The sequence below is a fragment of the Bacillus sp. NTK034 genome, assembly GCF_017303275.1.
In the GTDB taxonomy this organism is placed as follows: Bacteria; Bacillota; Bacilli; order Bacillales; family Cytobacillaceae; genus Cytobacillus.
This window is the reverse complement of sequence record NZ_JAFKOJ010000001.1, coordinates 149655-174706: the sequence shown is the minus strand read 5'-3', so window position 1 is coordinate 174706 and position 25052 is coordinate 149655. Positions and strand designations below refer to the sequence as shown.

Genomic DNA, 25052 nt, shown 5'->3' with positions numbered 1-25052 from the left:
TATCGAGCAGGCGCTCGAAGTCAGGTCATTACATCATGATGCCGCCATCTACATGAAGAACTGTGCCATTCACATAATCCGATTCATCGGAAGCCAGAAACAGGTATGCATTCGCAATATCTTCCGGTTTTCCAAGTCTGCCCAGCGGAACCATCCCCTGCATTTGTCCTATTACCTTTTCCGGTACTTTTGCTGTCATACTGGTTGAAATAAATCCTGGGGCAACGGCATTTACGTTGATTCCTTTTCTTCCGAGTTCTTTTGCCCATGTTCTGGTCATTCCCACTACACCCGCTTTGGCTGCCGCATAGTTTGTCTGTCCGACATTCCCATAGACTCCCGAAACAGAGGACGTATTGATAATTCTTCCGCTTCCCTGTTCGAGCATGAATGGAAGCACTGCTTGTGTACAATGGAAGACACCTGCCAGATTCACGTCCATAACGGCCTGAAAATCGTCTGCAGATAGCTTTGCCAGCATCCCGTCCCTTGTTATTCCTGCATTATTGATCAGGATGTCAATTTTTCCAAATGCCCTTTTTACAGCTTCCGCCATATTGTCTATGCTTTGCCTGTCCGCGACATTCACCTGAAAAAACTCAACCTGAAGACCTTTTCCCTTGAGCTCCTGAGCCCTGGTAATTCCCGTGTCTGCATCATAATCAGCCATGGCTACCACCGCTCCTTCACCTGCCAACTTTTCGGCCGCAGCCAGACCAATTCCATTAGCCGCACCAGTAATAATGGCTACTTTATCCTTCAGCCTCATCAATTGCACCTCCTGATATATTTAAATATTCCGACATCGGATACTGAAACGGATCCTTTGACGTGTACACAAGCTATTATTCGACAAAGCCTGCAGTATTTCCTGTGCCCAGCAATATATTCTCATTGTTTAAAAAACGATCCCAGTCTTCCAAGGGAACTGATGGTAATTTTTTGAATCGGTTTATGCGCTGCAAAAAGAGGCTAAGAAATATAAAACAAAAGACAGCAAGTTGAAAGGAGAATTTATCATGAAAGTTGTTTATGGCTTGATGGCTCAAAACGGAGACGCCCAGGAGCTGTTATGGGATTTGGGATTTTGGGAAGTTGAAGAATCCGCAAAGGAATATTTAAATGCCGAAATGGTCAATACACGCGGAATTACCGTAGAGCCCATTACTATTAATGACGCTATCCCAATTCCCCCAGAGGAAATAGAAGAAGAAACAATGGTTGCCTGCTCCCTTTGCGGAATTGAATACAATCGTGAAGATGTCAATATGACTGACTATGATGAAGACGTATGTGTAAACTGTGAACCTGAATATAGGAATAATCCTAATTTGCATGTAATCTGAGATGTCTTGCCTGCAATTAGAATAGCTCTTGTGCCAGACAGTAAAAGGGACTCGAATAATTGATATTATCGAGTCCCTTTTTCGCAAAATAAGTTTGTTTAGAATGACGCATCCATTTCATCAAGCGGCCAATAGCGCAGGTTTACCTTCCCTACAACCTGGCCGGCTGAAATAAATCCAAAATGCCGGCTGTCCCAGCTTCCAAGGCGATTATCTCCCATAACAAATAGTTTTCCCTCCGGAACCGTTTCGGTGCCAGTCATTTCCAGCAGTGTAAAGTCACCTGTCAGTTTACCCCCTGCTGTTTCTTTCCGGTATTTCTCCAGGTAAGGTTCATTCACTTTTTTGCCATTTACAAATAATTCATCATCGCGGTATTCAATTTCATCCCCTGGCATCCCTATTATTCTTTTTACAAAATCCTCTTCATCATTATGATGAAAAACAATTACGTCAAAGCGCTCTAAATCACTGACCTGATAGCCGATTTTATTGACAATCAGCTTATTGCCATCCTGAAGGGTGGGCATCATGGATTCACCTTCCACAACATAATTGGAGAAGAAAAAAGTCCGTATAAAAGCAAAGATAATGATGCCAATTGCAAAAGCCTTCAGCCATTCCGCTCCTTCTTTTCTCAAGCCTTCTTTCACACTCCATCTCTCCCAGTACTGCATTCAATACTTTTTATTCCCGCGGTCTTTTTCTACGCTCATATTCATCTTTATTTCAATGATTTTGCCGACATACCAAAGAATGAAAATGACCAATGCCACAATGGCTGTCCGAATTGGCTGTGTTATTAATGATTTGATATCATATCCGACAAAGCTTATTGTAAAAATCATCACTATTTTGCCACTCAGGACTGCAAGCATATATTGAGCAATGCTGATATTCGAAAGCCCTGCGACAATATTTACGACTGCCGATGGAGTAAACGGAAAACAGAGCAGGATGAACAATGGCCCAAACCCATGCTTTTCCACCCATTTCATAAGCCTCTGTACCTGCTTATGCTTTTTCAAAAAACGGAGTATTCGTTTCTGGCCATATTTCCTGACCAGCAGGAAAACGAGCAGCGCTCCTGCGACCGCGCCGAGCCAGGAGTATAAAAAACCCAGCCAGAGACCAAATGCACTCGCATTTGCCATAACAAATAACACCAGGGGCAGAAAAGGCAAAAATGCTTCTAGCATTGGAAGCAGAATACCGGGAAGCGGCCCAAATGATCGATATTCCCGAATTAAATCCATTATATGATCTAATGTAAACCAATCTTTGAACAGTTCAAAATCCATTTAGTATCTCCTTGTCCAATATGCAGCAAAGTCCTATCGTTCGATTATCATTAAAGGGAAGCTTCTCCTAGTTTTACCACTTCCCCTTTTATTGTACACCTAATCCGCCAAAAACTGTGTTTCTAACTTTTTATTTCGAGAGAAACTCATGGATTGCCGCTTTGTTCGCCTCTTTATCTATGCCTAAAACAGCAGCACCATTAATTCTCTGATTTTCAAATGTTCCATCAACAGGAACACGAAGAGTCTCTACATCCCTGTTATCCTTAGATAAGAAATCTTTCCCAATATACAGAATATCGCCGGTATTCATATTGGTATTAACAAAAGGAGTTACCACCCCGATGAGTTTTGGAAGCTTTGTAATGGTCTGAAGGCTTGTAAACTGGCTTGCTACTTCTTTCATTACTTTCTGCTGGCGCTCAACCCTTCCAAAATCACCTACCGCATCCTGCCTGAACCTGACATACCCGAGGAGATGCTCACCATCAAGCCGCTGCAGACCCGGTTCCAGAGTAACACCGATATTGGCAGACATTCTTTTTTCCACATCAATTTCTACCCCTCTTGGAAAAGCTTCATCTATTAAATGAACAAAGCCTTCAAAGTCAACAATAGAGTAATATTTTATATCAATATCAAAGTTTTCCTTAAGCGTCTGCCTTAATAACTCAGGACCACCATAAGCAAGTGCTGAATTTATTCTGTTTTGTCCATGGCCCGGTATATCCACGTACATATCTCTCATAAAAGAAATAAGCTTATATGTTCCCTTTTCAGGATGGTATTGGGCAACCATGATGGTATCTGCCCGTGATTTCTCTTTTCCCCTTGCGTCACTTCCAAGAATCAGGATATTCGTTCCTCCATATTTATCTTTTTCACCGTTAAATTCAAACTCTTCTGTCTGTATATTTGCCTCTCCCTCCGTCTGGGAAACACCTTGCTTGAACTGAAAATACGAATAGCCAAGGGTTCCTGCAATCATAAGAAACAAAACCAGGAGAACGGACTTCCATTTTTTTTTCTTTTTCTTCTTTTCATATCTATCTGATCTCATTAGAATAAGTCCTTTCTTTGCAGTTAAATTATATTTCGGCCGCGGGTATGGAAATACCTTCACCTATATTCGACTGCAGTTTCCATAAAAAAGTTTCGATATCACTGCTGGTATATCCTGTATACCCTTATATTCTGCAGATGAATTGGATTCTTTGCAATTTATTTTAAACAGTTTCTTTACGCTATATGAAAACTGATTTCATTGATATATCGGGTTATTTTGATGTTACTTTACAGCTTTAATCAAAAAACCGCAAACCCGGAGGCCTGCGGCAACTTTTTTATAGATATTCATCAAACCAGCCGGCAATGTAATTCAGGCGGCTGATTCTTAAATTCGGTTTTCCGCTTCTGGAAAGCTCATGGTTGGCTTCAGGGAACCGCACAAATTTTGCTGTTTTCTTCCGATGCTTTAAGGCTATGAATAATTGCTCTGCCTGCTCAATTGGACAGCGATAATCTTTTTCGCTGTGCAGAATCAGCAGCGGTGTATTCATATCATTCACATTAGCAAGCGGCGAATGTTTCCAAAGCTTTTCTATATCATTCAAATCACTCTTGATCTGCCAATCAGTAAAATAGTAGCCGATATCACTTACTCCATAGAAACTGATCCAGTTGGAGATGGATCGCTGTGTGACTGCAGCCTTGAAGCGGCTGGTGTGTCCAATAATCCAGTTGGTCATAAACCCGCCATAGCTTCCACCCGTTACGCCAAGCCGGTCTTTATCGATAAAATCGAAGTTTTCCAGAGCATAATCGACTGCATCCATAATATCCTCATAATCCTTGCCCCCATAATCTCCTCTTACAGCGTCTACAAAATGCTGTCCATATCCATGGCTTCCCCGTGGATTGATAAATAAGACCGCATAGCCTTTTGCTGCAAGACATTGGAATTCGTGGAAATATGAATTGGCATACATGGCATGAGGGCCGCCATGGATTTCGAGCACAAGCGGTGCTTTTTCTCCTTCTTTCAGATAGGCTGGTTTCATGATCCAGCCATGCAGGTCCCAATTATCCGAAGATTTAAACTGAATTGGCTCCGCATCTGCCAGCTCAACTTCGTTCAGGAACTCTTCATTCACTTTTGTCAGCTGCTTTAATTCCCCTGATGGGACATCAAGCAAAAATAAATCTCCTGGATATGAAGGCTTGCTAATGGCCACAACAGCTTTATTGATGCTTCCTCCTGTTGTCAATCCATATACATGCTGCTGATCCAGCAGCGCAGGATATAATTCCCCATCTAAAGTGCCATAATAAACAACTGTATTGCCATGATCAGTTGCCAGGAAATAAAAGCTGCTGCTGTCCTTTGCCCAAAGAATTCCCGGTGTAACTGCACCCTGCTGGAAATCTCCGATGGCATAATCACCAGCCAATATATCTGATTCTGCAGTCAGGCACTGCAGATTGCCCAATTCGAGATTATACACCCAGACCTTAGTATGCGTAGCATTTTCGTATTCCCTTTCATGCCCGAACATTCCTATGTATTTTCCATCCGGCGACCATGTGGCGCTTCCAAAATAACCTTTTCCATTTGTAATCCTTTTCATGTCTTTTGTTTCAAGATGGATAATATAGACATCGCTTAGAAAAGAGAAATCTTTGTCTTCACTTAAATCTGCTGTAACAGCAATCCATTTTCCATCAGGTGACCAGTTCTGCAGCTGGTAGTCATGTTCCCCGGATGTCAGCTGCTCCATCCCCCCAGTTTCAATATCTATTAATGCAACCTGGCTGTACCTTCCGCTCCAAAAACCCTGGGCGTCTGATTTGTGCTTCATTTTTTCAATTTCAAGCGGAACGGGCTTGTCTGCCTTTTTTTCCTGATTTTCCTTTGTTTCTGCATCTTCACCAGGTTTTATTGAAAGATTGAAACCAATTTTCTTCCCATCCGGTGACCAAACAGGATTTGAAACGCCATTTGCACAGTGTGTCAGCTGCCTGGCTTCTCCGCCTGCTTTGCTCATCACATAAATTTGTGATTTTCCGTCCCTGTCGGATACAAATGCGATTGACTCCCCGTCTGGAGACCAGCGGGGTGAATGATTACGGTGCTTGCCGTAAGTCCACTGAACCGGGATATTACTTTCAATGGTATTTAAGTAAAAAATATTTGAACTATATGTATTTTCCGCATCAAGCATTCCGGTCTCAACAAAAGCTAAGTCATTTCCATTCAAGGATAGCTGCGGATCAGCTACAGATTTTAACCGATAAAGATCTTCCGGTTTAATTGTTCTTTTTTGCGTCATTTACTCCATCCTTCCTAACTGTGCTGTTCTATTTATTTCGACATCAGAAATAAAATCCCTTCTCAATAAGCTGCTGGCTGAAATTTTTTTTAATTATTGGAAATGATGAAGAATAACAGCGTTTCGACAAATATAGGCTCTTGCAAGAAAAAACATTCCTTTGTAAAATTAAATAAGAACACTTGTTCTGTGTCACTAACAGGATACTATTGATTAAGGGAGCAGAAAAAATATGACCAGAATTCCTGAGGAAGACCGTAATATCATGGAGCAGGCTATATATTTGCCAATGGTGCTAACCATTCTAAATCGGGACTCCATCGTCATTAATAAAAGCCCATTTAAACTAAAACAGCCTTATATTGATTTGGTTGAAGAAACAATGAAGGTCATTCAAAGTGAACTCTCTGAGGTAAAACGCTATATGAATAAACACCAGCTAAAGGTACAGGAAATAAAGAGAGATGAGGCATTTACTATGTTCATGTTCCTTTACAAAGGATATGAGGAGCACCATAATTACTTTAACCCCCGCATCCGAAATAAAGTCCAGGAGCTGATGACCTATTATCTTATTAAAAAACCTAGGCATGGTCCAGGAAAAAATCTGAAGGCAAATTAATATTTGTAATAAGAAAAGCCTGCAGCTAATAAGGTAATACACACACGGAAAACAGAAGCATGAAATTCCGCATGCTTCTTAGTTATCCTTTCCCTTCTCTATTGGTAGGCTCCAGTTCTCTCCGAAGCATTCATTATTTTGGAACCATTCACAAAGTACAGTGCTTTTCTCTCTGAATCTTCTATCCTTCTTATCAATGTTGTTTTTAGTAAAGCTGTTCTGAGCACCTGATTATTAAGAGTAGTATAAGATACTGGAATGATGAAGCTTTGCTTATTCTTAAAAACCACTTGAGTATGTGCGTTTTCCGCTCGCTTGAAATAATTGATGTGATCCAATGCAATCCAGATGCATTCAAGATTGTTAGGAGAGGCCGTCGGGAAAAAATAAATGAAATTTGTGGGGTCGATCGTTATCGGAGCTTTATGGGTAATGCCGGTTAATTGGCGTGTACCCTCTTTTCTGCCTTCATAGCTTGATCCAAAATATCTGCAGCTGCTTTTTATTATATCGACCGGCTTAAAAGGGGAAGTTACCTCATCATCAAGCTCCCAGATTTGCGAATAAACTTTTAGCCCATAAGAGAGGGGTTTGATAATCATTGTATTTGGATTGACTTCATACTCTTCGATCATTTGGGTATTATGGTTCATTATGTTTTCATCTCCTTTTTTATTTCGCTCTCACTTTTCCATATTAACACCAATTTATCTAAAAATTACTAATTTATTCAATAGTTTCTAAATTGTTCACAATTTAGACATTCCGAAAATATTTTCTAAAAATTTAAAAAACTTAGTTGAATATTCAGCGGCAATTCCATATAATATTAAAAAGCTCAGGGGTGATTTCCATGAAGGAAAAATCATACACCGAATTAATGAAAACCAGTGCGATGAAGCGGAAAAACCATAAGGATTCTTTTGTTCTTGACCTTTATATTGATATGCTAATTTCCGAAATTCTGCTGAATACTGAGAAAGAAAAGCTGATGAATAAAATAAACGCAGCAATTGATGAAGGAAATAAACCGTCATTTATGAATTTATCAAAGCAGTACAAAGAACTTTCCAAACGTTTTGGCACTTAGAAAAACAGTTTGCCCCCGCCAATCAGCGGGGTATTTTATTTTAATAAGGCAGGAGAAAATTAATGGACAGCAGGCATTTATTTTTAATGGGCGGAAGCCCTCCATTCGGGCAAAGGCTTGGAAAAAAGTTTGCAGAACTGGCTTCCGGAGCGGCTGGCAAAATAGCTATACTCTTTTTGGAAAGGGAAGGCTGGGAAGGCTATATGAATAAGTATACTGCTGGCTTAATTCAAAATGGGGCCAGGAATTTCTGTTATCTGCCGCTTTCCCCTGCACCTTCAGAATCTTTTCTTCAAGAATTGGCGTCCTGTTCCGGCATCATCATTGGAGGCGGTGAAACGGAAAAATACAGAAGTTTTATTGTGGATACTGAAGTGGGAGAACACATTGGCAAAATGTACATGAACGGTATTCCTGTAGCAGGTTTTTCTGCAGGTGCCCTAATCATCCCGGAGCATTGCATAATTCCCCCTATTGATACGCCTAGAGAACAGCATCTCTTTCTGAAGGGAATCGGGTTAATCAGGGATTGTGTCATAAGTGTCCATTTCACTAAATGGAATGAAGGGGAAAATTTAAAGAGGGCAGTTTGGAAAGCCAATGTCACGACTGGTTATGGAATTGATGATGATGCAGGCATTTATTTTTATAATGAAATTCAGACTGATATTGAAGGCAGCATACATATTTATAAGAATGAAACGTAAAAAAGCAAGCCACATGGCCTGCTTTTTCTCATGTTATTGTCAAATCAGTCTGCCGCCTGCTCCCGTTCTTTTTGCCTCTGTTCCATTTCATATTCTTCAAGCATGGAAATACGCTCAAGCATGGTTGGATGTCCATACCGGAATATTTTTACGAGAAGCGGCGGATTAACCTGGCTTAGACCCGCACGTGTCAGTTCCTGAAATGTTCCTATTGCTGCTTTTGAATCCTTCGTCATTTCGATGGCATAATGGTCTGCCCTTGTTTCCTGATACCGTGAAACAAGATTGGATAGGGGGCTTGAAATAAAGAGCAGCATCGAAAGAATCATCAAAAACAGCGGCAGGGACCGAATATCATTTACCGCAGGAATTTTTAGCGCCCTTCCCCATTTATCGACTGCTTTCTCCATTAATTTGGCTGTCATATAAAGCCCCAGCAGGGAAAGCAGCAAGTAACCGCCAATTCCGATGTATATATGCTTTTCCACGTAGTGGGCCATTTCATGTGCCATTATAAACAGGATCTGATCATCAGTTAATTTATTCAGTGTTGTATCCCATAGAACAATTCTTGAATTTGATCCGATGCCTGTCACATATGCATTCAGCGCATTTGTTTTCTCTGCCATATCGACTTCAAAGACATGTTCCGCCGGTATTTTAGCCTGGCTGGCCAAATCAAGAATTTTTGTTTCAAGTTCCTTGTTTTTCAAAGGATAGAAATCATTATAAAGAGGGTCAATGACAACCGGCTGCAGGAACATCATAAATAAGGTAAATGGAACAGACAAAAGCCAGGCATAAAGCCACCATCTTTTCCTGCTCTTATTAATCAGCCAGTACAGTACAGACACAATAAGAACCATCATTCCATAATTAACCCAAAAATCTATGAGCTCATCCTTCATCCACCCGCTAAAGCTCTGAGTTGAGATATTATACGTTTTTGAAAGTGAAAAGCTGATATAGCTTAATGGCATTGTGGCCATAAACGCGAAAAAAGAAAGCCAAATTAAATATATCGCCGTTTGCAGAAATTTATAAGGCGCAGTCTGCTCAGCCCACTTCTTAAAAGCCTTCGATAATCCAAATAAAAGAATGAATAAATAGAAAATCCATTCAAAAGGTGTAGAAATAAAAAACAGCAGGTTTCTTATTTTAGAATATTCCTCACTGAGCATCAGTTCCCTGCCGTTCAGGAAAGTTGCCGGATCTGCACGTGAGCCTTCATACTCAAACGGCAGACTGCTGTCAGCAAAATAGAATAAATACCAATAAAAAAATAAACCGTATACAAAAAAGGCGAGCGCCCCGTAAAAGCCTAATTTCCGCGCCATCTGATCCCCCCTTATGGTACAACCTTTCTATATTTAGTTTAGTATAAAAATCTGTAATTAGAACTATTTTGATGGGACAATCATTACTTAAAAGATAATAGCCTATTCCAGCAGTTCTATTGAAAAAGCCGGTTCTCGAAGGAACCGGCTAAAGAACATCAATAATAATCTTTTCTAAAATAAGAAAGAATATACAGATAACACAGCAATTGATCCTAATACGACAACAATCACATTTGCACCTAAAAAGGCAGCTAGAAAGGCAGCAGCTGCCCCGAGCAGCCCAAACCAAAGATCTTCATTTATAAACAGAATGCCTGGAAAAATGAGTGCCCCTAAAGTCGCATACGGCACATTCTTTAATATCCCCTGAACAAACCCGGGAAGCTCCTTCCCCTTAAAAAGCACAAAAGGCAGAAGCCTTGGGATATAAGTAACTGCTGCCATTCCAATAATCATCCACACGACTTGGCTACTCATGCCCCTGACCCCTTTGCCTGTTTTTTATACTTTCAATCCATTCTACTATTACAGCCGATAAAAGCGTGGCCAGTACAATTGCCCATCCTGTCGATAACATATTAGTCAAAGTAAAAATCATGTTAAAACATGCTGCCAGCGCCGCAAGAAATACAACTTTTGCACTCTTTTTCATAGACGGAACAAGAAGGCCGACAAACATGGCATAAAGTGCAACAGACATGCTTTCCTGCAAGGTTTGCGGAAGGCTCGCACCAATTAGGTGCCCAAGCCCAGAGCAAATGACCCAGCTTGCATAGGAAACCGAAATAAGCCCAAGCATATAACCGCTTGTTACCTTATCTTCACGTACTGCTGCAACTGAGAAAGTTTCGTCCGTAATCCCAAAAGACAAAATTACCTTGTTAGCATCCTGTTCATCATCCCACTTTTCGTTAAGAGAGGTTGACATTAAGAAGTGCCTGATATTCACAATAAATGTTGTCAAAACAATTTCAAATATACCCGTTCCCAATGAAAGAAGGCTCAGGGATATGTACTGTGCTGCCCCCGCAAATACGAGCAAACTCATTAAAGCTGTTTCACCAATTGAAAGACCAGTTGTTTTGGCGAGCAGCCCAAATGTTAAAGCGATTGGTGCATATCCTATCGCGATGCTGATTCCCGACTGCACCCCTTTCCTATACTCTCCGGAAGGCTTGCCGACTGCAAGTTCTGCCATAATGCTCACCGCCTTAAAAAATATAATACTAAACCTGAAAAATATACTATAATAGACTTAATATTAAAGAATGATGCATTGATATAGTATATTATACATTCGTGCGTTATATTACACAATAAGTTTGGAGGATATAATGGAGAATATTCAAAAAAGTATTGGGGAAAACCTGAGGAATATTCGAAAAACAAGAGGTTACAGCCTGGATGCAACGGCAGAAATAACCGGGGTCAGCAAGGCGATGCTGGGGCAGATTGAGCGGGGGGAATCCAACCCGACTGTCACCACCCTATGGAAAATCGCGAGCGGCCTTCAGGTTTCATTTTCCTCACTTATTCATGAGGAACCATCAGATATCCAACTCATAGAATTGAAAACTCTAACTCCAATAATGGAGAGCATGGGCAGATACAGGGTTTATCCCGTGTTCCCTTTTGATCCCCGCAAGAAATTCGAGATCTTCACAGTCGAAATTGAACCGGGCTGTCAGCATACATCTGATAAACATAATGAGGGTGTTGAAGAATATATCACTGTCATGTCCGGAACGCTTGAAATAGAGATCGGAGACCAGCGAATCACTGTCCGCCCCGGAAATTCAATAAAATTCTCAGCAAATAAAGTGCATACGTATAAAAATATCGGAGACGAACTGATTCGCTACCAGGCAGTCATGTATTATCCATGAAAAAGTAGGCATATCGCTGCGCTCGGTATGCTTTTTACTGGAATATCTCCAAGAACAAACAAGCCGGACAAAGCGAAAAGCCTTTTGTCCGGTCTCCTTTTAGATTAATACAGCCTTGTCGCTGCTCATTTTCTCTCCGCGGATTTTTTGGAATTCTTCAAGCAGTTTTTCGACAGTCAAATCTTTCTTTTGGTCTTCATTTGTTTCAAAAATGATCTGGCCTTTGTCCATCATGATCAGCCTATTTCCCAGGTCAAGTGCCTGCTGCATATTGTGAGTCACCATTAACGTGGTAAGTTTATATGTTTCCACAATCTCTTTCGTAAGGCTGGTAATCAATTCTGCACGAGCAGGGTCCAAGGCAGCGGTATGTTCGTCCAAAAGCAGTATTTTAGGCTCTGTGAAAGTCGCCATCAAAAGGGATAATGCCTGCCTTTCTCCCCCTGACAGCAGTCCGACTTTTGCTGAAAGCCTGTTTTCCAATCCAAGATGCAGCATTTCCAGCTTTTCCTGAAAAAAGTCGCGGCGTTTCTTGGAAACACCTTTGCGAAGGCCTCGCACCATAGTTCTCGAATAAGCAATGGCCAGATTTTCCTCTATCGTCATGGAGGGTGCTGTTCCTGCCATCGGATCCTGGAAAACGCGTCCAATCAGCCTGGATCTTTTATGTTCCTTCACAAGAGTGACATCAGTGCCATCAACCAGCACTTCTCCTATATCAGGAATCAATTTGCCGGAAATCATATTCATAAGAGTAGATTTTCCCGCTCCATTACTGCCGATAACCGTCATGAAGTCGCCTGGCTTTAAATGAAGATCGATTCTGTGAAGCGCTGTTTTTTCGTCTGGAGTTCCCTCATTAAATACTTTATGAATCTGATTTAATTGCAGCAAGATGTTCACCACTTTTCCCGTAAGCATTAGTTTTTTTCGCTTCCGCTAATCTCCGCCGCTTTCTCTGCTTTTCTTTTTGCTGCTGAATAAGCTTTGGCAGAATCAGCGCGCCAATCACGATTACTGCTGTGATTAGCTTCATATCTCCTGTTTCAAGGAATTCAACCCTTAATGCAAGAGTGACTATAATACGATATAAGATGGCTCCTCCGATGACAGCGAGTGTTGCCCGGACAATAGTTTTTGCACCAAAGATTGCTTCTCCAATGATCACGGATGCAAGTCCGATGATAATCATCCCGATTCCCATTCCGACGTCACTGAATCCGTTATACTGTGCCACTAATGCTCCAGAAAAAGCAACCAGTGCATTTGAAATGCCCAAGCCAGCTATCTTCAAAAGATCTGTATCAGCAGAAAAGCTGCGGATCATCGTCTCATTGTCGCCTGTTGCGCGTATGGCCAGGCCAATATCTGTCTTTAAGAAAAGATCAATCAATACTTTCACAGCAAAGGCTAAAATTAGCATTAAAATGAGAATACCCCAGGTCTTTGGGATGAAACTCATTCCCAATGCCCCAAACAGGCTTTGAATAGCCTGATCAATCCCAAGCCCCTGCCAGAATGCTGTAAGCTTTGTGATAGCCGTTTCCTCAGACAGCAGAGGAACATTTGACTTGCCCATAATCCGGAGATTGATAGAGTACAATGCGATCATCATTAATATTCCGGACAAGAGGGCATTAATTTTTCCTTTTGTATGAAGAAGGCCTGTAAGGCAGCCTGCTGCAAAACCCGCAAGCAAAGCTGTCATTGTTGCCAAAAATGGATTGTATCCCCCTACTATCATGACAGCTGCTACAGATGCGCCCGTTACAAAGCTTCCATCCACCGTCAGATCGGGAAAATCCAGTATTCTGAATGATAGGTAAACTCCCAATGCCATTAAGGCATAAATTGCTCCTGCCTCAATGGAACCAAAGATCGCTGTTGGCATAGTAATCTCCCTTTCTATTAGAAAGCGTAAGCGCCTTGCCCACTCCCGACAAGCACAAGACAAGCCTCACGGAAAGGCGTTCGTTGCCTTTTTTGGGAGGATTGGCTTGTGACCTCGAAGGGGTAGGCTGCTTGCGCTAGACAGTTATCGAGGTGAAAAGCGTAAGCGCTGGTGGTTATTGCTGGTATTACTCCACAAACTCAGCAAGTTCGCTCCATTCCTCTTTTAAGTCAATTCCCATTTCTTCTGCAGCCTTTTTATTGATTACCAGCTTTAGATTCTGCGGATATTGGACAGGTAGTTCGGATGGCTTCTTGCCGTCTTTTAAAATTTTTGCAGCCATTTCCCCAGCTTCATATCCGATATCTTCATAGTCAAATCCATAAGCAGCAAAGCCCCCGCGTTTAACAGAATCCAGCTCTCCTACAAATAGCGGGATGTCATTATCGTTTGAAACCTGAATGACAGATTCCAAAGCAGAAACGACAGTATTATCCGTAATAATATAGATGGCATCTGCTTTTCCGACAAGTGATTCTGCAGCCTGTTTCACTTCAGAAGAATTGGATACGGTAGCTTCGGCCAATTTCATATCTGTACCTGAAAGAGCTTCCTTCACCTTTTCAATCTGCACCTCTGAGTTTTGTTCTCCAGAATTGTAAATAACACCCACAGTTCCAGCCTCAAATTGTTCATCTATAAATTTAACCATATTGGGTATCGCATCAGGATGTGTATCTGTTGTACCAGTTATATTTCCTTCAGGTGTATCCATTGATTTTACTAATTGCGCACCCACTGGATCTGTTACTGAAGTAAATACAATTGGTATATCCTTCGTCGCATTAAGTGCACTTAATGCACTTGGGGTAGAGTTGGCAAAGATCAGGTCTACTCCATCTCCGGCAAAATTATTGGCAATGGATTGATTATTATTCTGGTCCCCCTGAGCAATCTGGACATCATAGCTTGCTTCAATACCAGAATCCTCTAAAGCCTTTTTAAATCCCTCCAGTGCCGCATCTAACGAAGGATGCTCGACAATCTGCGTAACTCCTATATTAAATGATTCTTCCTTTTCTTTATCAGAAGACCCTGCATCTCCATTTGTGCTTTCACTGCCGCAGCCGCTTAGCAGCAATGTTCCCATAAGACCTGCTGCAGCTACTGCTTTAAATAATTTTATTCTCTCTAACATACTAGTTGATCCCCCTTTTATCTCTATCTTTCCACTTCATCACTTTTATGCTTTTATGCTTTTATTCACTAAATTATATAGTTAACAGTCTTACTATTCAAGATGTTTTTTAATAATTTTCTAAAAATTATTATTTTAATAGAAAAGACACAGCACAATTCTGCCGTGTCCCATTACTTGCTTATTCATTTTATTTCCCTTTAAATTCTGGTTTTCTTTTTTCAGCAAAGGCTGCAAGAGCTTCAACTCTATCTTCTGTTGGGATAATGACTTCATATGCCTTCCTTTCAATCTGAAGTCCAGTCTGCAAATCGACGCCCATGCCATGCTTTACAGCAAATTTAGCCTGCTGAAGGGCAAGAGGGCCATTATTAAGCATTTGTCCGGCAAATTCAAAACAATCATTTAAGAGATTTTCTTTTTCAGTCACTTTGGTAAGGATGCCGTATTCAAGCGCTTCTTCAGAAGTAAGCCTTTTAGCCGTCAAAATTAATTCCAGGGCTTTGGCCTGGCCAATCAATCTTGGAAGTCTTTGAGTGCCGCCTGCACCTGGTATTATGGCTAAACTTGTTTCTGTAAGTCCCATGGCAGTGCCTGAAACGGCGATGCGGAAATCGCAGGATAGTGCCAGTTCCATCCCGCCTCCGAAGGCAAAACCGTTTATAGCAGCGATAGTAGGCTGCGGGAGCTGATCAACCAGTGAGAATACTTCACCTATTTTATATATATTCCTGCGGACTTGCTCTTCAGATAATGTCCTGCGCTCTTTTAAATCTGCACCGACACTGAATGCCTTTTCTCCAGCCCCTGTAAAAATCACTGCACGAACATCAGGGCTGGTTCGCAGTTTCTCAACTGTTTCCTGAAGCTCCGATAAAGTCTCAAAATTAAATGCATTCAATGCATCAGGACGGTTAATCGTTACGACCGCAATATGACCTTTTGTTTCAACTGCAATAGAACTCATTTGTATCTCTCCTCTTTCCAGTGCTATCTAATAATTCGATGAATTTTGCGAAAACCCTTTCAAGTTTAGTCAATTTGAAGTGGAATAGAAAAGGACAGACACATCCATTGCCTGTCCATAAAAACCTATTTAGTCTGCAGTACCTGATTCTTCAACGCTCTCCGCAAAATTTTACCAGTTGCGTTCTTTGGCAGCTCCTCTAAGAATTCAATCGTTGACGGCACTTTATATTTAGCCAGATGCTCAGCACAGTATGCAAGCAGCAATTCTTCTGTCTGCTGAGGGTTTTTAGATACAACATAGCACCTTACCGCTTCTCCCAGATTTGGATCAGGCACACCCAATACAGCAACTTCAACTACATCCTCATGATTATAGAGCACCTCTTCTACTTCCCGAGGGTACACGTTATATCCGCCGACTAAAATAAGGTCCTTTTTACGGTCAACGATATAAAAATAGCCTTCCTCATCCTTTTTTGCGAGGTCTCCTGTATAAAGCCAGCCATCACGAATAGTGGCCGCTGTTTCTTCAGGCATCTTGTAGTATCCCTTCATCACATTAGGCCCGCGAACAATCAGTTCTCCAACTTCGCCAACGGAAACTTCTTCTCCCAGTTCATTTACAACCTTATTCTCAACGTTCATAATGGATTGCCCGATTGAGCCTGCTTTGCGCGGCTTATCCAGCGGATTAAAGCAGGTAACCGGAGAAGCTTCTGAAAGACCATATCCTTCTGAGACAATGACATTGAACTTTTTTTCAAAGCCATGGAGAAGTGCAACAGGCATGGCAGCACCGCCCGAAATGCAAAGCCTTAACGATTTCAGATCTTCTGGATTGCCATCATCAAACTGAAGAAGGAAATTGTACATGGTCGGAACGCCGGCAAAAACAGTAGGTTCAAATTTTTTTGCGAGTCTAAAAATTTCTTTAGGGCTGAATTTTGGATCTATTAAAATAGTAGCCCCATTCATCAGCGGTGCATTGAGAGCAACCGTTAAACAGAAAACATGAAACATCGGCAAAGTAGTGATAACCCGGTCATTTTCGTTCATGTGCAAATAATCGCTGACATCCTTTGCATTGCTGTAGAGGTTTTTATGTGTCAGCATGGCACCTTTCGGCTTGCCTGTCGTACCGGATGTATATAGGATAACGGCCGTTTCCTCTTCTTCGAGTTCAGGGCCTTTAAAATCCAAATCTCCTGAACCCATCACCTGTGTAAACGATTTCATTTTTTCAAAAGCTGTTAATGCAGACGGGTCCGCTTTTGTAAACTGTCCCTGCGGGGTTTCGCAAATAATAAAGTTCTCCACCTTTGGAAGAGCCTGATGCATCTTCTCAATCAAAGGCACTAAGAGATCGAGCGTAACAACAGCTTTTACATCACCATTATTAACAATGTAGCCAATTTCATCAGGTGTATAAATTGGGTTGATCGGTATAACAGTTGCTCCAAGACGCAGTGCGCCATGCAGGCCAATGACAAATTGCGGTGAATTCCCCAGTAAAAGAGCAATATGATCTCCTTTTTTTACTCCCAGCTTTGAAAGCCCATCCGCAAATTTGGTCACAGCACCATCAAGCTCCGCATATGTACTGGACTGGTCCATAAAATAATAGGCAGTCTTATTGCCCATCTTGATCGCCGTTTCATGCAGCTGCTCTGTTAAATTCATTTACACTCCCCCTATAATGAATGAATAGTCATTCATTTTTATTAAATAAATTTTCTAAATATATTATATTGAAAGAAATTTTTGTATTCAAGTAGGAAAGCGAATTGTTCACAATTTCTTTTTTACAGCGGACTGACTTTCGCAAGACTTTATATAAATATAAGAAAAGCCGGCAATATGCCAGCTTTCCAATAAATGACCGCATTAATAAATCAGGTTGATAAATTCGGTCTTTGTCACATTTCCAAAGTAATGCTTAATGTCCACTCCCCCAAGGGCACTTTCAACCTCTGACTTTTCATAGCGAATTCCTGTAAGCTTGTTTTCAATTTCGCTTACATCGCCAACCCCAAAGAAGTCTCCGTAAATTTTACATTCCACAATTTGCCCTTTTGTGACATTAAGTCTAATATCAATTTGCCCCACTGGGAAACGATGCGAGTGCTGCAGATCAAATTTGGGGGATTTTCCATAATTCCAATCCCAGTTTTGATAGCGCTCCCTGGACAGCTGGTGAATTTTTTCCCAATCATCATTCGTGAGCTTGTACTCTGGAATTTCATCTAAATCACCAAAAATATTCTTAAGCAGCAAAGTGCGAAATTCTTGAATTGTGATTTTTTTATCCAGGAACTCTGATATATTAGCAACCCGGCTCCGAATAGATTTAATGCCTTTCGATTCAATTTTATCCTTCTTTACCTTTAGTGCCGAAACGACACTTTCTATTTCTGAATCAAATAAGAGGGTGCCATGGCTAAACATTCTGCCTTTGGTTGAAAACTGGGCATTCCCGGATATCTTTCTCCCTTCCGCCATCAGATCATTTCGGCCGCTCAATTCAGCATTAACACCAAGCTTCCGCAAAGCCTCTACAACTGGTTCGGTAAACTTTTGGAAGTTATGAAAGCTTTCTCCATCATCTTTTGTGATAAAGCTGAAGTTGAGATTGCCTAAATCATGATAAACGGCCCCGCCGCCAGAAAGCCTTCTGACTACATGGATGCTATTGTTCTCGACATATTCAGTATTGATCTCTTCAACGGTATTCTGATTTTTTCCAATAATAATGGAAGGTTCATTAATATAAAAAAGCAAATAGGTTTCTTCAATATCAAGATTTTTCAGTGCATATTCTTCAATAGCAAGGTTAATTCTGGGATCTGTGATTCCCTGGTTGTCAATAAAAAGCATCTGTTTTCCTCCTCAAAAAGTATGGGACCATTGATAATCCGCAAGCGAAATAGGACCGGGATATTTTGTTGAAGCCTCTTCCTTCAGCTTTCTCAGTTCACCATAATGAGGCAAATGAGTCAGCAGCAAATTCTTCACCTTTGCTTTTCTGGCCAATGTTCCAGCATCCAGGCTTGTCATATGCCCTGCATTCTTTCCATTTTGATGACCATAAAAATTGCATTCGCAAACTAATAAATCAGCATTCTCGCTAAATGCTTCCAGCTCTTCTTTATATGAGGTATCAGCCGTATAAATAAGCGTTTTGCCGTCTGCTTCAATTCTCATTGCATAGCATGGCACTGGGTGATTAGTCTTTAAAAAGCGGATTTGAAACGGTCCTGCAGAGAGAGTGCCATCAGGATCATAGCAGACTCCCTTTGTTATATCCTTGTATGTAAATTTAGCAAATTCAAGCTGATCAAGGGAATGGCCATAAATCGGGAGTGTATCTGTTTTCCTGCCTAAAAAACCCTGAATGAGCCTGGCATGCTGCAGTACCCCTATATCTGCAATGTGATCTGGATGGTAATGCGAGATAATCACTGCATCCAATTCTTCTGGCTGAAAAATGTTCTGCATTTTTGAAAGGACGCCGCTTCCGCAGTCGATCAGCAAATGAAAACCATCATGCTCCAGCAAATACCCTGAACTGGCTCCATCAGCTTTAGGATAACCGCCCCAGCTGCCGATTACAGTTAACTTCATCACGTTTCCTCCTTATTAAAAAGTTCAAGCTCCTACGCTATGACTTGGTAACCAAAATCTCAAGAAAAGACCAAGCTTTGCTATGTTCAATATACTCGATTATGCCTATTTTTTCACTTTTTTAAAATTGTATTGAAACAGAAGTTGACATATGAATTCTGTTATAATACAATTAACTTAAATAATCAAACTATTTAGAACAAAATCACAAATCAGGAGGCTTCAACATGATTCAAAACATTATGGAGTTTTTCAGAAACCTGCCGGCTAAACAATGTTCAGAATGCGGGAAGTCGATCGAAGAGCAGCATGAATGTTACGGAAACAAGTGTGATAATTGCATGGGAATTACAGATTTATAGAATTATATATTTAAAGCCAGCCCTGTGGGCTGGCTTTGTTTTTTGCTAATAATCAATCAGCCTGCCCTGCAGCTGCTGCAAATCTTTTCTTGTGCATTGCAGTAAAGTAAACAAAAGTTCCTGCAATAAATAGGGCGGCGAAACTCAATAGAATTACTGCATTCTCCCACATAAAATCAAAATTTCCGCTTGAAATGACAGCCTTTAGTCCGGAAACAGAATAGGTCATAGGCAAGTATGAACTGATTGGCTGAAGTGCATTAGGAATCAGCTCAAGCGGGAAAGTACCTGCACTTGTTGTCAGCTGGAGAATTAATATAATTATGGCAGCAAACCGGCCAGGATCACCCATGACGGTGACAAAAAATTGAATCAGAGCTATGAAAGTAAGGCTGGTTATGATTGTAAACAGCAGAAACAAAGGTACACTCTGCACTTCCAGGCCAAGTCCCAGCAATAATATCATGGCAGCAATGAGACCCTGAATAATGCCTACTCCAGCAAGAATCCCAAACTTGCTTGCAAACCAGCTAAATCCTGACCGCGGAACGCCAGCCGGCTCCCGAAGCGGAAATACAATTGAAAGAAGCAGAGCACCCACGAAAAGGCCAAGCGACAGAAAATATGGCGCGAACCCTGTACCATAGTTAGGTACTTCTGTAATCTTCTCATTATCTATTTCTACCGGATTTGCCATCATATTATAAGTTTTATCGCTGGCATTTACGGCTGATGCATTTTCAGCGCCATCCGCTAATTTATTTGCTAACTCAGAAGAACCTTCAAAAATTTGTGTATTACCTTCAGCTACTTTGCCTGCGCCATCTTCAAGCTGCTTTGTGCCGTCTGCCAATGCATCTGAACCTTGGGTCAGTTTTCCAAGCCCTCCTGACAAATCTGCTGCACCGCCTGCTAGCCTGTCTGCTCCGGCTTGTGCTTCACCAAATTTCTGAGCAAATGTTTCCATTCCAGCACCGAAATCTTTATGGCCCTGTACTAGCTGCTGAGAACCAATTTCCAGCTCTGATGCCCCCTGGGCAAGCTGATTTATTCCCTGCTGCAGCTGCAGCTGTCCTTCATTTAGCTGTCCCATTTTTTGGGACAATTCGGCTCCTCCCGCTGATAATTTGCCAGCTGACTCAGCAAGCTGGGCTGTTCCAGCCTTCAGCTGGGCAAGCACACTCTGAAGCTCAGCTTTTTCAGGAGATCCTTCAGGAAGCTGCGAAATAAAGCCCTGCAGCTTTTGCTCTAAAAGAGCAGTGCCTCCGCTGAGTTTTTGTGCCTCCGTTTGCCATTGCTCCAGAGATGAAGATAAGGTTTTCGCTCCATTTTCAAGCTGCTCAGTTCCATCAATCATAACAGGCAGCTTTTCCTTTACTGTATCAATCCCTGCCTTTGATTGTGTAACACCTGCAGAAAGCTTTTCACTCCCAGATTTCAGCTGATAGGATGCTTTACTTAATTCTGATTGGCCTTCAGCCAGTTTGCCTAATCCTTCTGAAAGGGTTTTAGCTCCTTCTGCCATTTCCTCTGAACCTTTGCTTGCTGAGCTTACACCGTTATTGAACTCAATGGATTTATCGGCCAAAAGCGCCAGCTTCTCATGCAGCGTTTTAGAACCATCTTTTAAACCTGCAGCTCCTTCACTGATTTGAAGGGCCCCGTCACTTGCCTGTCCAATGCCATCTGCCAGTTCCCCTACTTTATCGAACATCGTTTCAGCATATGTTTCAGTCACTTTTTCTGAGAGAGACATTTTAATTTTTTCTACAGCTGTTCCTCCAATTTGAGCTGATAAAAAATTGTAGCTCTCATTGGGAACGTAAATCAGGTTCATTTTCTGCGGATTGTCCTTAAGGAGTGTGGTTGCATTCTTGGAAAAATCCTTAGGGATTTCAACAAGCATATAGTAATGCTGATCATTTAGATCTTTATATGCCTCCTCTTTATCAACAAATTGAAAATTAAAGTCCTTGCTTTCCTTTAATTTATCAACAAGATCATCGCCAAGATGCAAGTCATTACCTTCAAATGCAGCACCGGCATCCTCATTAACGATAGCAACAGGCAGATCATCTAAATGATCATATGGATCCCAAAATGCCCAAAGAAACATTCCGCTGTATAAAATAGGAATAAACATTACTGCGATAATAGGAATCAGCAATTTTTTGTTTTTTAAGATTGCTGAAAACTCCTTCAAGAAAAGTTTGTTTTTCACCGTAAATCCCTCCACAATAACTTAGTGACTATTTTCCTCATTTGGTCATTTTGCTGAAAAAATAGAGGACTATCTAGTTCGATAATCCTTTCATAATATATTGTTCAAACAGCATAGCTATTTTTTCTTTTTCCAAAGGTTCATGACGCTGCTCCCAATCAAATATAAGAGCAATATAAAGCTTCAGCATCACAAAAGATGTCAGTTCAGGATCGCATTCCCGGATTTCTCCTTTTTCAATCGCTTGTGCAACTTTGTCTTTTACATAATTTAATATCGCATCCTCTACTTTCCCAATTACATCTGTAACAGCAGGAGTTCCCATTTCCTTTGCTTCCTGGAAAAGCTTGATTGTTAACTGATGCTTCATGCGGAATTCAAGTATTTTATACAATCCCCGATGAACATTTTTATGAAAGGGCAAAGAGGGATCAAGCGCTTCATCAGCTGCGCTTTTCATTTCCACGATGAGCGTATGGATAATTTCATCAAACAGCTCTTCTTTATTTTTAAAGAAATTATAAATAGTGCCTTTTCCTACATTTGCAAGCTTCGCAACCTGATCCATAGTGGTTGCTTTATATCCAAACAGAGAAAATGATTTAGTGGCCGCCTCAATAATTTGCTGTTTGCGATCTGCTGACATGAACTCACCTCATATAAAATGACTAAATGAACATTTTGGTCATTAGTACAAAAAGTAATTTATCATACTCCAAATGAAAAAGCAACCTGAAATGATGCCAATATAAAAAGCTGTCACAAACGGACAGCTTTTTGCTTGTTGCTTTGCAAGTATTCAACTGCATTTCGAACTGCCTCTTCTGCCTGATCTATGCAATCAGGAACGCCAAGACCTTCAAATGAACTTCCTGCCAGAAAAATGCCGGGCAGCTTTGCCTGTGCCTGTTTCTTTGCCAGATCGACGCGTTCTTTATGTCCTACAGTATACTGCGGCATAGAATCCTTCCATCTTGTTACATAAACAAAGTCCGGATTCATTTTAATATTCATTGTTTTATTTAAATCATCAAGTACAACTTTAATAATTTGATCATCTGACAGATCCACCACAGTTTCATCACCAGCTTTGCCAACATAACAGCGCAGAAGCACTTTTCCTTTTGGAGTCGAATGGGGCCATTTCTTATGTGTCCACGTGCATGCAGTAATGGTGTAATCACTATGGCGTGAAACAACAAAACCGGTTCCGTCAATATCCCTTTCAATCGCTTCTTCAGGGAATGCCAGCGCTACAGTTGCCACAGAAGTGGACGGCATGTCTTTGAACTGCTCAAATATTCCCCACCCGGAGAAAATGATGCACAGTGCACGATGGGGAACAGCCATGACCATGCAGTCTGCCTGAAGGTTTTCTCCGCCATTCCATTCAACTGTATAGCTTCTGCCAGTCTTCTTGATAGATTCAATTCGATGGCCTTTCAGTACAGTTCCAGGATCAAGCTTGCTCTCCAGGGCATCGACAAGTGATTGAAGCCCCGATTTCAAAGTAAGGAACATCCCTTCTTTGCTCTTGCGGCTTGAGGCTTGTTTCTGCTGAGTGCCTGTAGACTTTTTCATTCCCAGAATTAAACTTCTATACTTCTGCTCAACCTGATAAAACTGCGGGAATGTGGCCATAAGGCTTAATTGATCAATATCGCCAGCATATATGCCAGAGAGAAGCGGTTCAATCAAATTATCGACAACCTCGTCACCAAGCCTTCTTCTAAAAAAGGCACCCAGTGACTGATCATTGGAAGGATTGGAGCGCGGCAGCACAAAATCTGCAGCAGCTCTTGCCTTCCCTGCGGGAGTGAATAATCCGGTTGTAATAAAGGGAGCAATTTGTGTTGGAATCCCCATGATGGATCCGCCCGGCATTGGAAATAGACGCTGCCTTACAAGCACATAGGACTTACCGGATGTATTTCTCACAAGCTCTTTTTCCAGGCCAGCTTCCTTGGCAAGCCGGGACGCACTTTGTTTACGTGCCAAAAAGGAATCTGGCCCTCTTTCGATCACAAAACCGTCTCGTGTTATCGTTTGAATTTTGCCGCCAAGACGATGTGAGGCTTCTATAAGCTTTACATCCAGGGCCATTCCTTTTTCTTTGGCTTCCTTCTGCAGATAGTAAGCTGCAGCAAGACCAGTAATTCCTCCTCCGGCAACCACAACTTTCTGTCGCTCTCCCTGCACGGTAAATCGCCTTCTTTTCTAATTTTTTGCTTATCTATTCAGCAACTTAAAAATGGCATCAGACATCGCATCAATAAACTCTGGCTGTGAATTTGGCATTTCTGGACGGTAATAGCTTGCACCCAGCTCATCAGTGACAACTTTGCATTCATAGTCATTGTCGTACAGCACTTCAAGATGATCTGAAACAAAGCCGACAGGAGTATACACAAATGCCCTGTAGCTCTTGTTTTCATAAAGGTCTCTTGTCAAATCCTGCACATCAGGACCTAGCCAAGGCTCAGGTGTGTTTCCTGCACTTTGCCAGCCAACGGCATAATCTTTGACTCCAGCCTGTTCGGCAATGAGATCAGCTGTTTCCTGCAGCTGATGCGGATATGGATCCCCTGATTGCAGAATCTTTTCCGGCAAACTGTGTGCAGAAACAATTAACACTGCAGAATCTTTTTCTTCAGCAGGCATTTTATCGAATGTTTCCTTTACACGATCGGCCCAATATTTGATAAACTTAGGTTCTTTATACCAGCTTTCAACTGATTTTATTACAGGACCGCCAAGCTTTTCAGCCTCTTCTTTGGCTCTGCCATTATATGATTTTACGCTAAAGGTTGAGAAATGCGGTGCAAGAACAATGCTGACAGCCTCTTCAATCCCATCCTCATGCATTTGTTTAACCGCATCTTCTACAAAAGGTTCAATATGCTTTAACCCTAAATACATTCTGAATTCATAATCGTCCTGAACTTCATTTAAATGCTGTTCAAGTTTTTCAGCCTGAACTTTGGTGATTTCTGCAAGCGGTGATATTCCGCCAATCGCTTCATATCTGCTTCTTAAATCTTCAAGCATTTCCTCAGAAGGCTTTCTTCCTCTGCGGATATGTGTATAGTAACGCTCAATGTCTTCTTCCTTATAGGGAGTTCCATAAGCCATTACAAGTAAACCCATTGTCTTTTTACCCATGTCATCC

The 25052-nt window shown here is 41.4% G+C and carries 26 protein-coding genes; 6 read left to right on the top strand and 20 right to left on the bottom strand.

Annotation, left to right across the window (positions count from 1 at the left end; translation table 11 throughout):
• Window positions 1–28: 28 nt before the first annotated feature.
• Window positions 29–769 (bottom strand): 3-oxoacyl-ACP reductase FabG, encoded by a 741-nt coding sequence (fabG, locus tag JI665_RS00980; RefSeq protein WP_206835152.1) that lies wholly within the window; start codon window positions 767–769, stop codon window positions 29–31.
• Between the two features lie 250 nt (window positions 770–1019).
• Between fabG and JI665_RS00975 the strand changes: the two genes are divergently transcribed.
• Entirely contained in the window at window positions 1020–1346 is a 327-nt protein-coding gene (locus JI665_RS00975) for a hypothetical protein (protein WP_206835150.1), read from the top strand.
• Window positions 1347–1444: 98 nt separating this feature from the next.
• On the opposite strand, the gene lepB is transcribed toward JI665_RS00975, so the two are convergent.
• From lepB to JI665_RS00955, 4 genes are all read right to left on the bottom strand, one after another.
• Window positions 1445–1999, bottom strand: a complete 555-nt coding sequence (lepB, locus tag JI665_RS00970) for a signal peptidase I (RefSeq protein ID WP_206835147.1) — start codon at window positions 1997–1999, stop codon at window positions 1445–1447.
• Window positions 2000–2023: 24 nt separating this feature from the next.
• Window positions 2024–2647, bottom strand: coding sequence for a TVP38/TMEM64 family protein (locus JI665_RS00965; protein WP_206835143.1), 624 nt, complete (start codon window positions 2645–2647; stop codon window positions 2024–2026).
• 130 nt (window positions 2648–2777) lie between these two features.
• Window positions 2778–3707: an LCP family protein gene (locus JI665_RS00960; protein WP_211202415.1), complete on the bottom strand. Its 930-nt coding sequence runs from the start codon at window positions 3705–3707 to the stop codon at window positions 2778–2780.
• A 283-nt stretch (window positions 3708–3990) separates the two neighbouring features.
• Window positions 3991–5976 carry a S9 family peptidase gene (locus JI665_RS00955; RefSeq protein ID WP_206835139.1) on the bottom strand — a complete coding sequence of 662 codons (1986 nt, stop codon included), beginning with the start codon at window positions 5974–5976 and terminating at the stop codon, window positions 3991–3993.
• Window positions 5977–6208: 232 nt separating this feature from the next.
• On the opposite strand from JI665_RS00955, the gene JI665_RS00950 reads away from it, so the two are divergent.
• Complete coding sequence (locus JI665_RS00950; protein ID WP_206835137.1) at window positions 6209–6598, top strand: hypothetical protein; 390 nt, start codon at window positions 6209–6211, stop codon at window positions 6596–6598.
• A 98-nt stretch (window positions 6599–6696) separates the two neighbouring features.
• On the opposite strand, the gene JI665_RS00945 is transcribed toward JI665_RS00950, so the two are convergent.
• Window positions 6697–7251, bottom strand: coding sequence for a competence protein ComK (locus JI665_RS00945; RefSeq protein WP_206835136.1), 555 nt, complete (start codon window positions 7249–7251; stop codon window positions 6697–6699).
• Window positions 7252–7451: 200 nt separating this feature from the next.
• Between JI665_RS00945 and JI665_RS00940 the strand changes: the two genes are divergently transcribed.
• Window positions 7452–7688 (top strand): IDEAL domain-containing protein, encoded by a 237-nt coding sequence (locus JI665_RS00940; protein ID WP_206835134.1) that lies wholly within the window; start codon window positions 7452–7454, stop codon window positions 7686–7688.
• Between the two features lie 62 nt (window positions 7689–7750).
• Window positions 7751–8395 (top strand): Type 1 glutamine amidotransferase-like domain-containing protein, encoded by a 645-nt coding sequence (locus JI665_RS00935; protein ID WP_206835132.1) that lies wholly within the window; start codon window positions 7751–7753, stop codon window positions 8393–8395.
• A gap of 44 nt (window positions 8396–8439) precedes the next feature.
• Here JI665_RS00935 and JI665_RS00930 read toward each other — a convergent pair whose 3' ends face one another.
• The 3 genes from JI665_RS00930 to JI665_RS00920 all read right to left on the bottom strand — a co-directional run bounded on the left by JI665_RS00930 (window position 8440) and on the right by JI665_RS00920 (window position 10933).
• Window positions 8440–9732 (bottom strand): M48 family metallopeptidase, encoded by a 1293-nt coding sequence (locus JI665_RS00930; RefSeq protein WP_206835130.1) that lies wholly within the window; start codon window positions 9730–9732, stop codon window positions 8440–8442.
• A gap of 174 nt (window positions 9733–9906) precedes the next feature.
• Window positions 9907–10212: an AzlD domain-containing protein gene (locus JI665_RS00925; RefSeq protein WP_206835129.1), complete on the bottom strand. Its 306-nt coding sequence runs from the start codon at window positions 10210–10212 to the stop codon at window positions 9907–9909.
• Window positions 10205–10933 (bottom strand): AzlC family ABC transporter permease, encoded by a 729-nt coding sequence (locus JI665_RS00920; protein ID WP_206835126.1) that lies wholly within the window; start codon window positions 10931–10933, stop codon window positions 10205–10207. The genes JI665_RS00925 and JI665_RS00920 overlap by 8 nt, the downstream gene beginning before the upstream one ends.
• Window positions 10934–11069: 136 nt before the next feature.
• On the opposite strand from JI665_RS00920, the gene JI665_RS00915 reads away from it, so the two are divergent.
• Complete coding sequence (locus JI665_RS00915) at window positions 11070–11621, top strand: helix-turn-helix domain-containing protein (RefSeq protein ID WP_206835123.1); 552 nt, start codon at window positions 11070–11072, stop codon at window positions 11619–11621.
• A gap of 99 nt (window positions 11622–11720) precedes the next feature.
• Here JI665_RS00915 and JI665_RS00910 read toward each other — a convergent pair whose 3' ends face one another.
• The 7 genes from JI665_RS00910 to JI665_RS00880 all read right to left on the bottom strand — a co-directional run bounded on the left by JI665_RS00910 (window position 11721) and on the right by JI665_RS00880 (window position 19300).
• Entirely contained in the window at window positions 11721–12515 is a 795-nt protein-coding gene (locus JI665_RS00910; RefSeq protein WP_206835120.1) for an ABC transporter ATP-binding protein, read from the bottom strand.
• Window positions 12490–13512, bottom strand: coding sequence for an ABC transporter permease (locus tag JI665_RS00905; protein ID WP_206835118.1), 1023 nt, complete (start codon window positions 13510–13512; stop codon window positions 12490–12492). Before JI665_RS00905 ends, JI665_RS00910 begins: the two co-directional genes overlap by 26 nt.
• Before the next feature lie 187 nt (window positions 13513–13699).
• Window positions 13700–14710, bottom strand: coding sequence for an ABC transporter substrate-binding protein (locus tag JI665_RS00900; RefSeq protein WP_206835115.1), 1011 nt, complete (start codon window positions 14708–14710; stop codon window positions 13700–13702).
• A 190-nt stretch (window positions 14711–14900) separates the two neighbouring features.
• Window positions 14901–15677 (bottom strand): enoyl-CoA hydratase-related protein, encoded by a 777-nt coding sequence (locus JI665_RS00895; protein WP_206835113.1) that lies wholly within the window; start codon window positions 15675–15677, stop codon window positions 14901–14903.
• Window positions 15678–15802: 125 nt separating this feature from the next.
• Window positions 15803–17359 (bottom strand): fatty acid--CoA ligase family protein, encoded by a 1557-nt coding sequence (locus JI665_RS00890; protein ID WP_206835110.1) that lies wholly within the window; start codon window positions 17357–17359, stop codon window positions 15803–15805.
• Window positions 17360–17563: 204 nt separating this feature from the next.
• A complete protein-coding gene (locus tag JI665_RS00885; protein WP_206835107.1) occupies window positions 17564–18553 on the bottom strand; it encodes a lipoate--protein ligase in 990 nt (329 codons plus the stop codon).
• 12 nt (window positions 18554–18565) lie between these two features.
• Window positions 18566–19300 (bottom strand): MBL fold metallo-hydrolase, encoded by a 735-nt coding sequence (locus tag JI665_RS00880; RefSeq protein ID WP_206835103.1) that lies wholly within the window; start codon window positions 19298–19300, stop codon window positions 18566–18568.
• Window positions 19301–19527: 227 nt separating this feature from the next.
• On the opposite strand from JI665_RS00880, the gene yhfH reads away from it, so the two are divergent.
• Window positions 19528–19662, top strand: a complete 135-nt coding sequence (yhfH, locus tag JI665_RS00875; RefSeq protein ID WP_206835100.1) for a protein YhfH — start codon at window positions 19528–19530, stop codon at window positions 19660–19662.
• A 52-nt stretch (window positions 19663–19714) separates the two neighbouring features.
• On the opposite strand, the gene JI665_RS00870 is transcribed toward yhfH, so the two are convergent.
• The 4 genes from JI665_RS00870 to hemH form a co-directional block, all read right to left on the bottom strand.
• Entirely contained in the window at window positions 19715–21883 is a 2169-nt protein-coding gene (locus JI665_RS00870) for a YhgE/Pip domain-containing protein (protein ID WP_206835097.1), read from the bottom strand.
• A gap of 73 nt (window positions 21884–21956) precedes the next feature.
• Complete coding sequence (locus tag JI665_RS00865; protein WP_206835092.1) at window positions 21957–22529, bottom strand: TetR/AcrR family transcriptional regulator; 573 nt, start codon at window positions 22527–22529, stop codon at window positions 21957–21959.
• Between the two features lie 113 nt (window positions 22530–22642).
• Entirely contained in the window at window positions 22643–24082 is a 1440-nt protein-coding gene (gene hemY, locus JI665_RS00860) for a protoporphyrinogen oxidase (RefSeq protein ID WP_206835089.1), read from the bottom strand.
• A 30-nt stretch (window positions 24083–24112) separates the two neighbouring features.
• Complete coding sequence (gene hemH / locus JI665_RS00855) at window positions 24113–25045, bottom strand: ferrochelatase (RefSeq protein WP_206835084.1); 933 nt, start codon at window positions 25043–25045, stop codon at window positions 24113–24115.
• Window positions 25046–25052 lie beyond the last annotated feature (7 nt).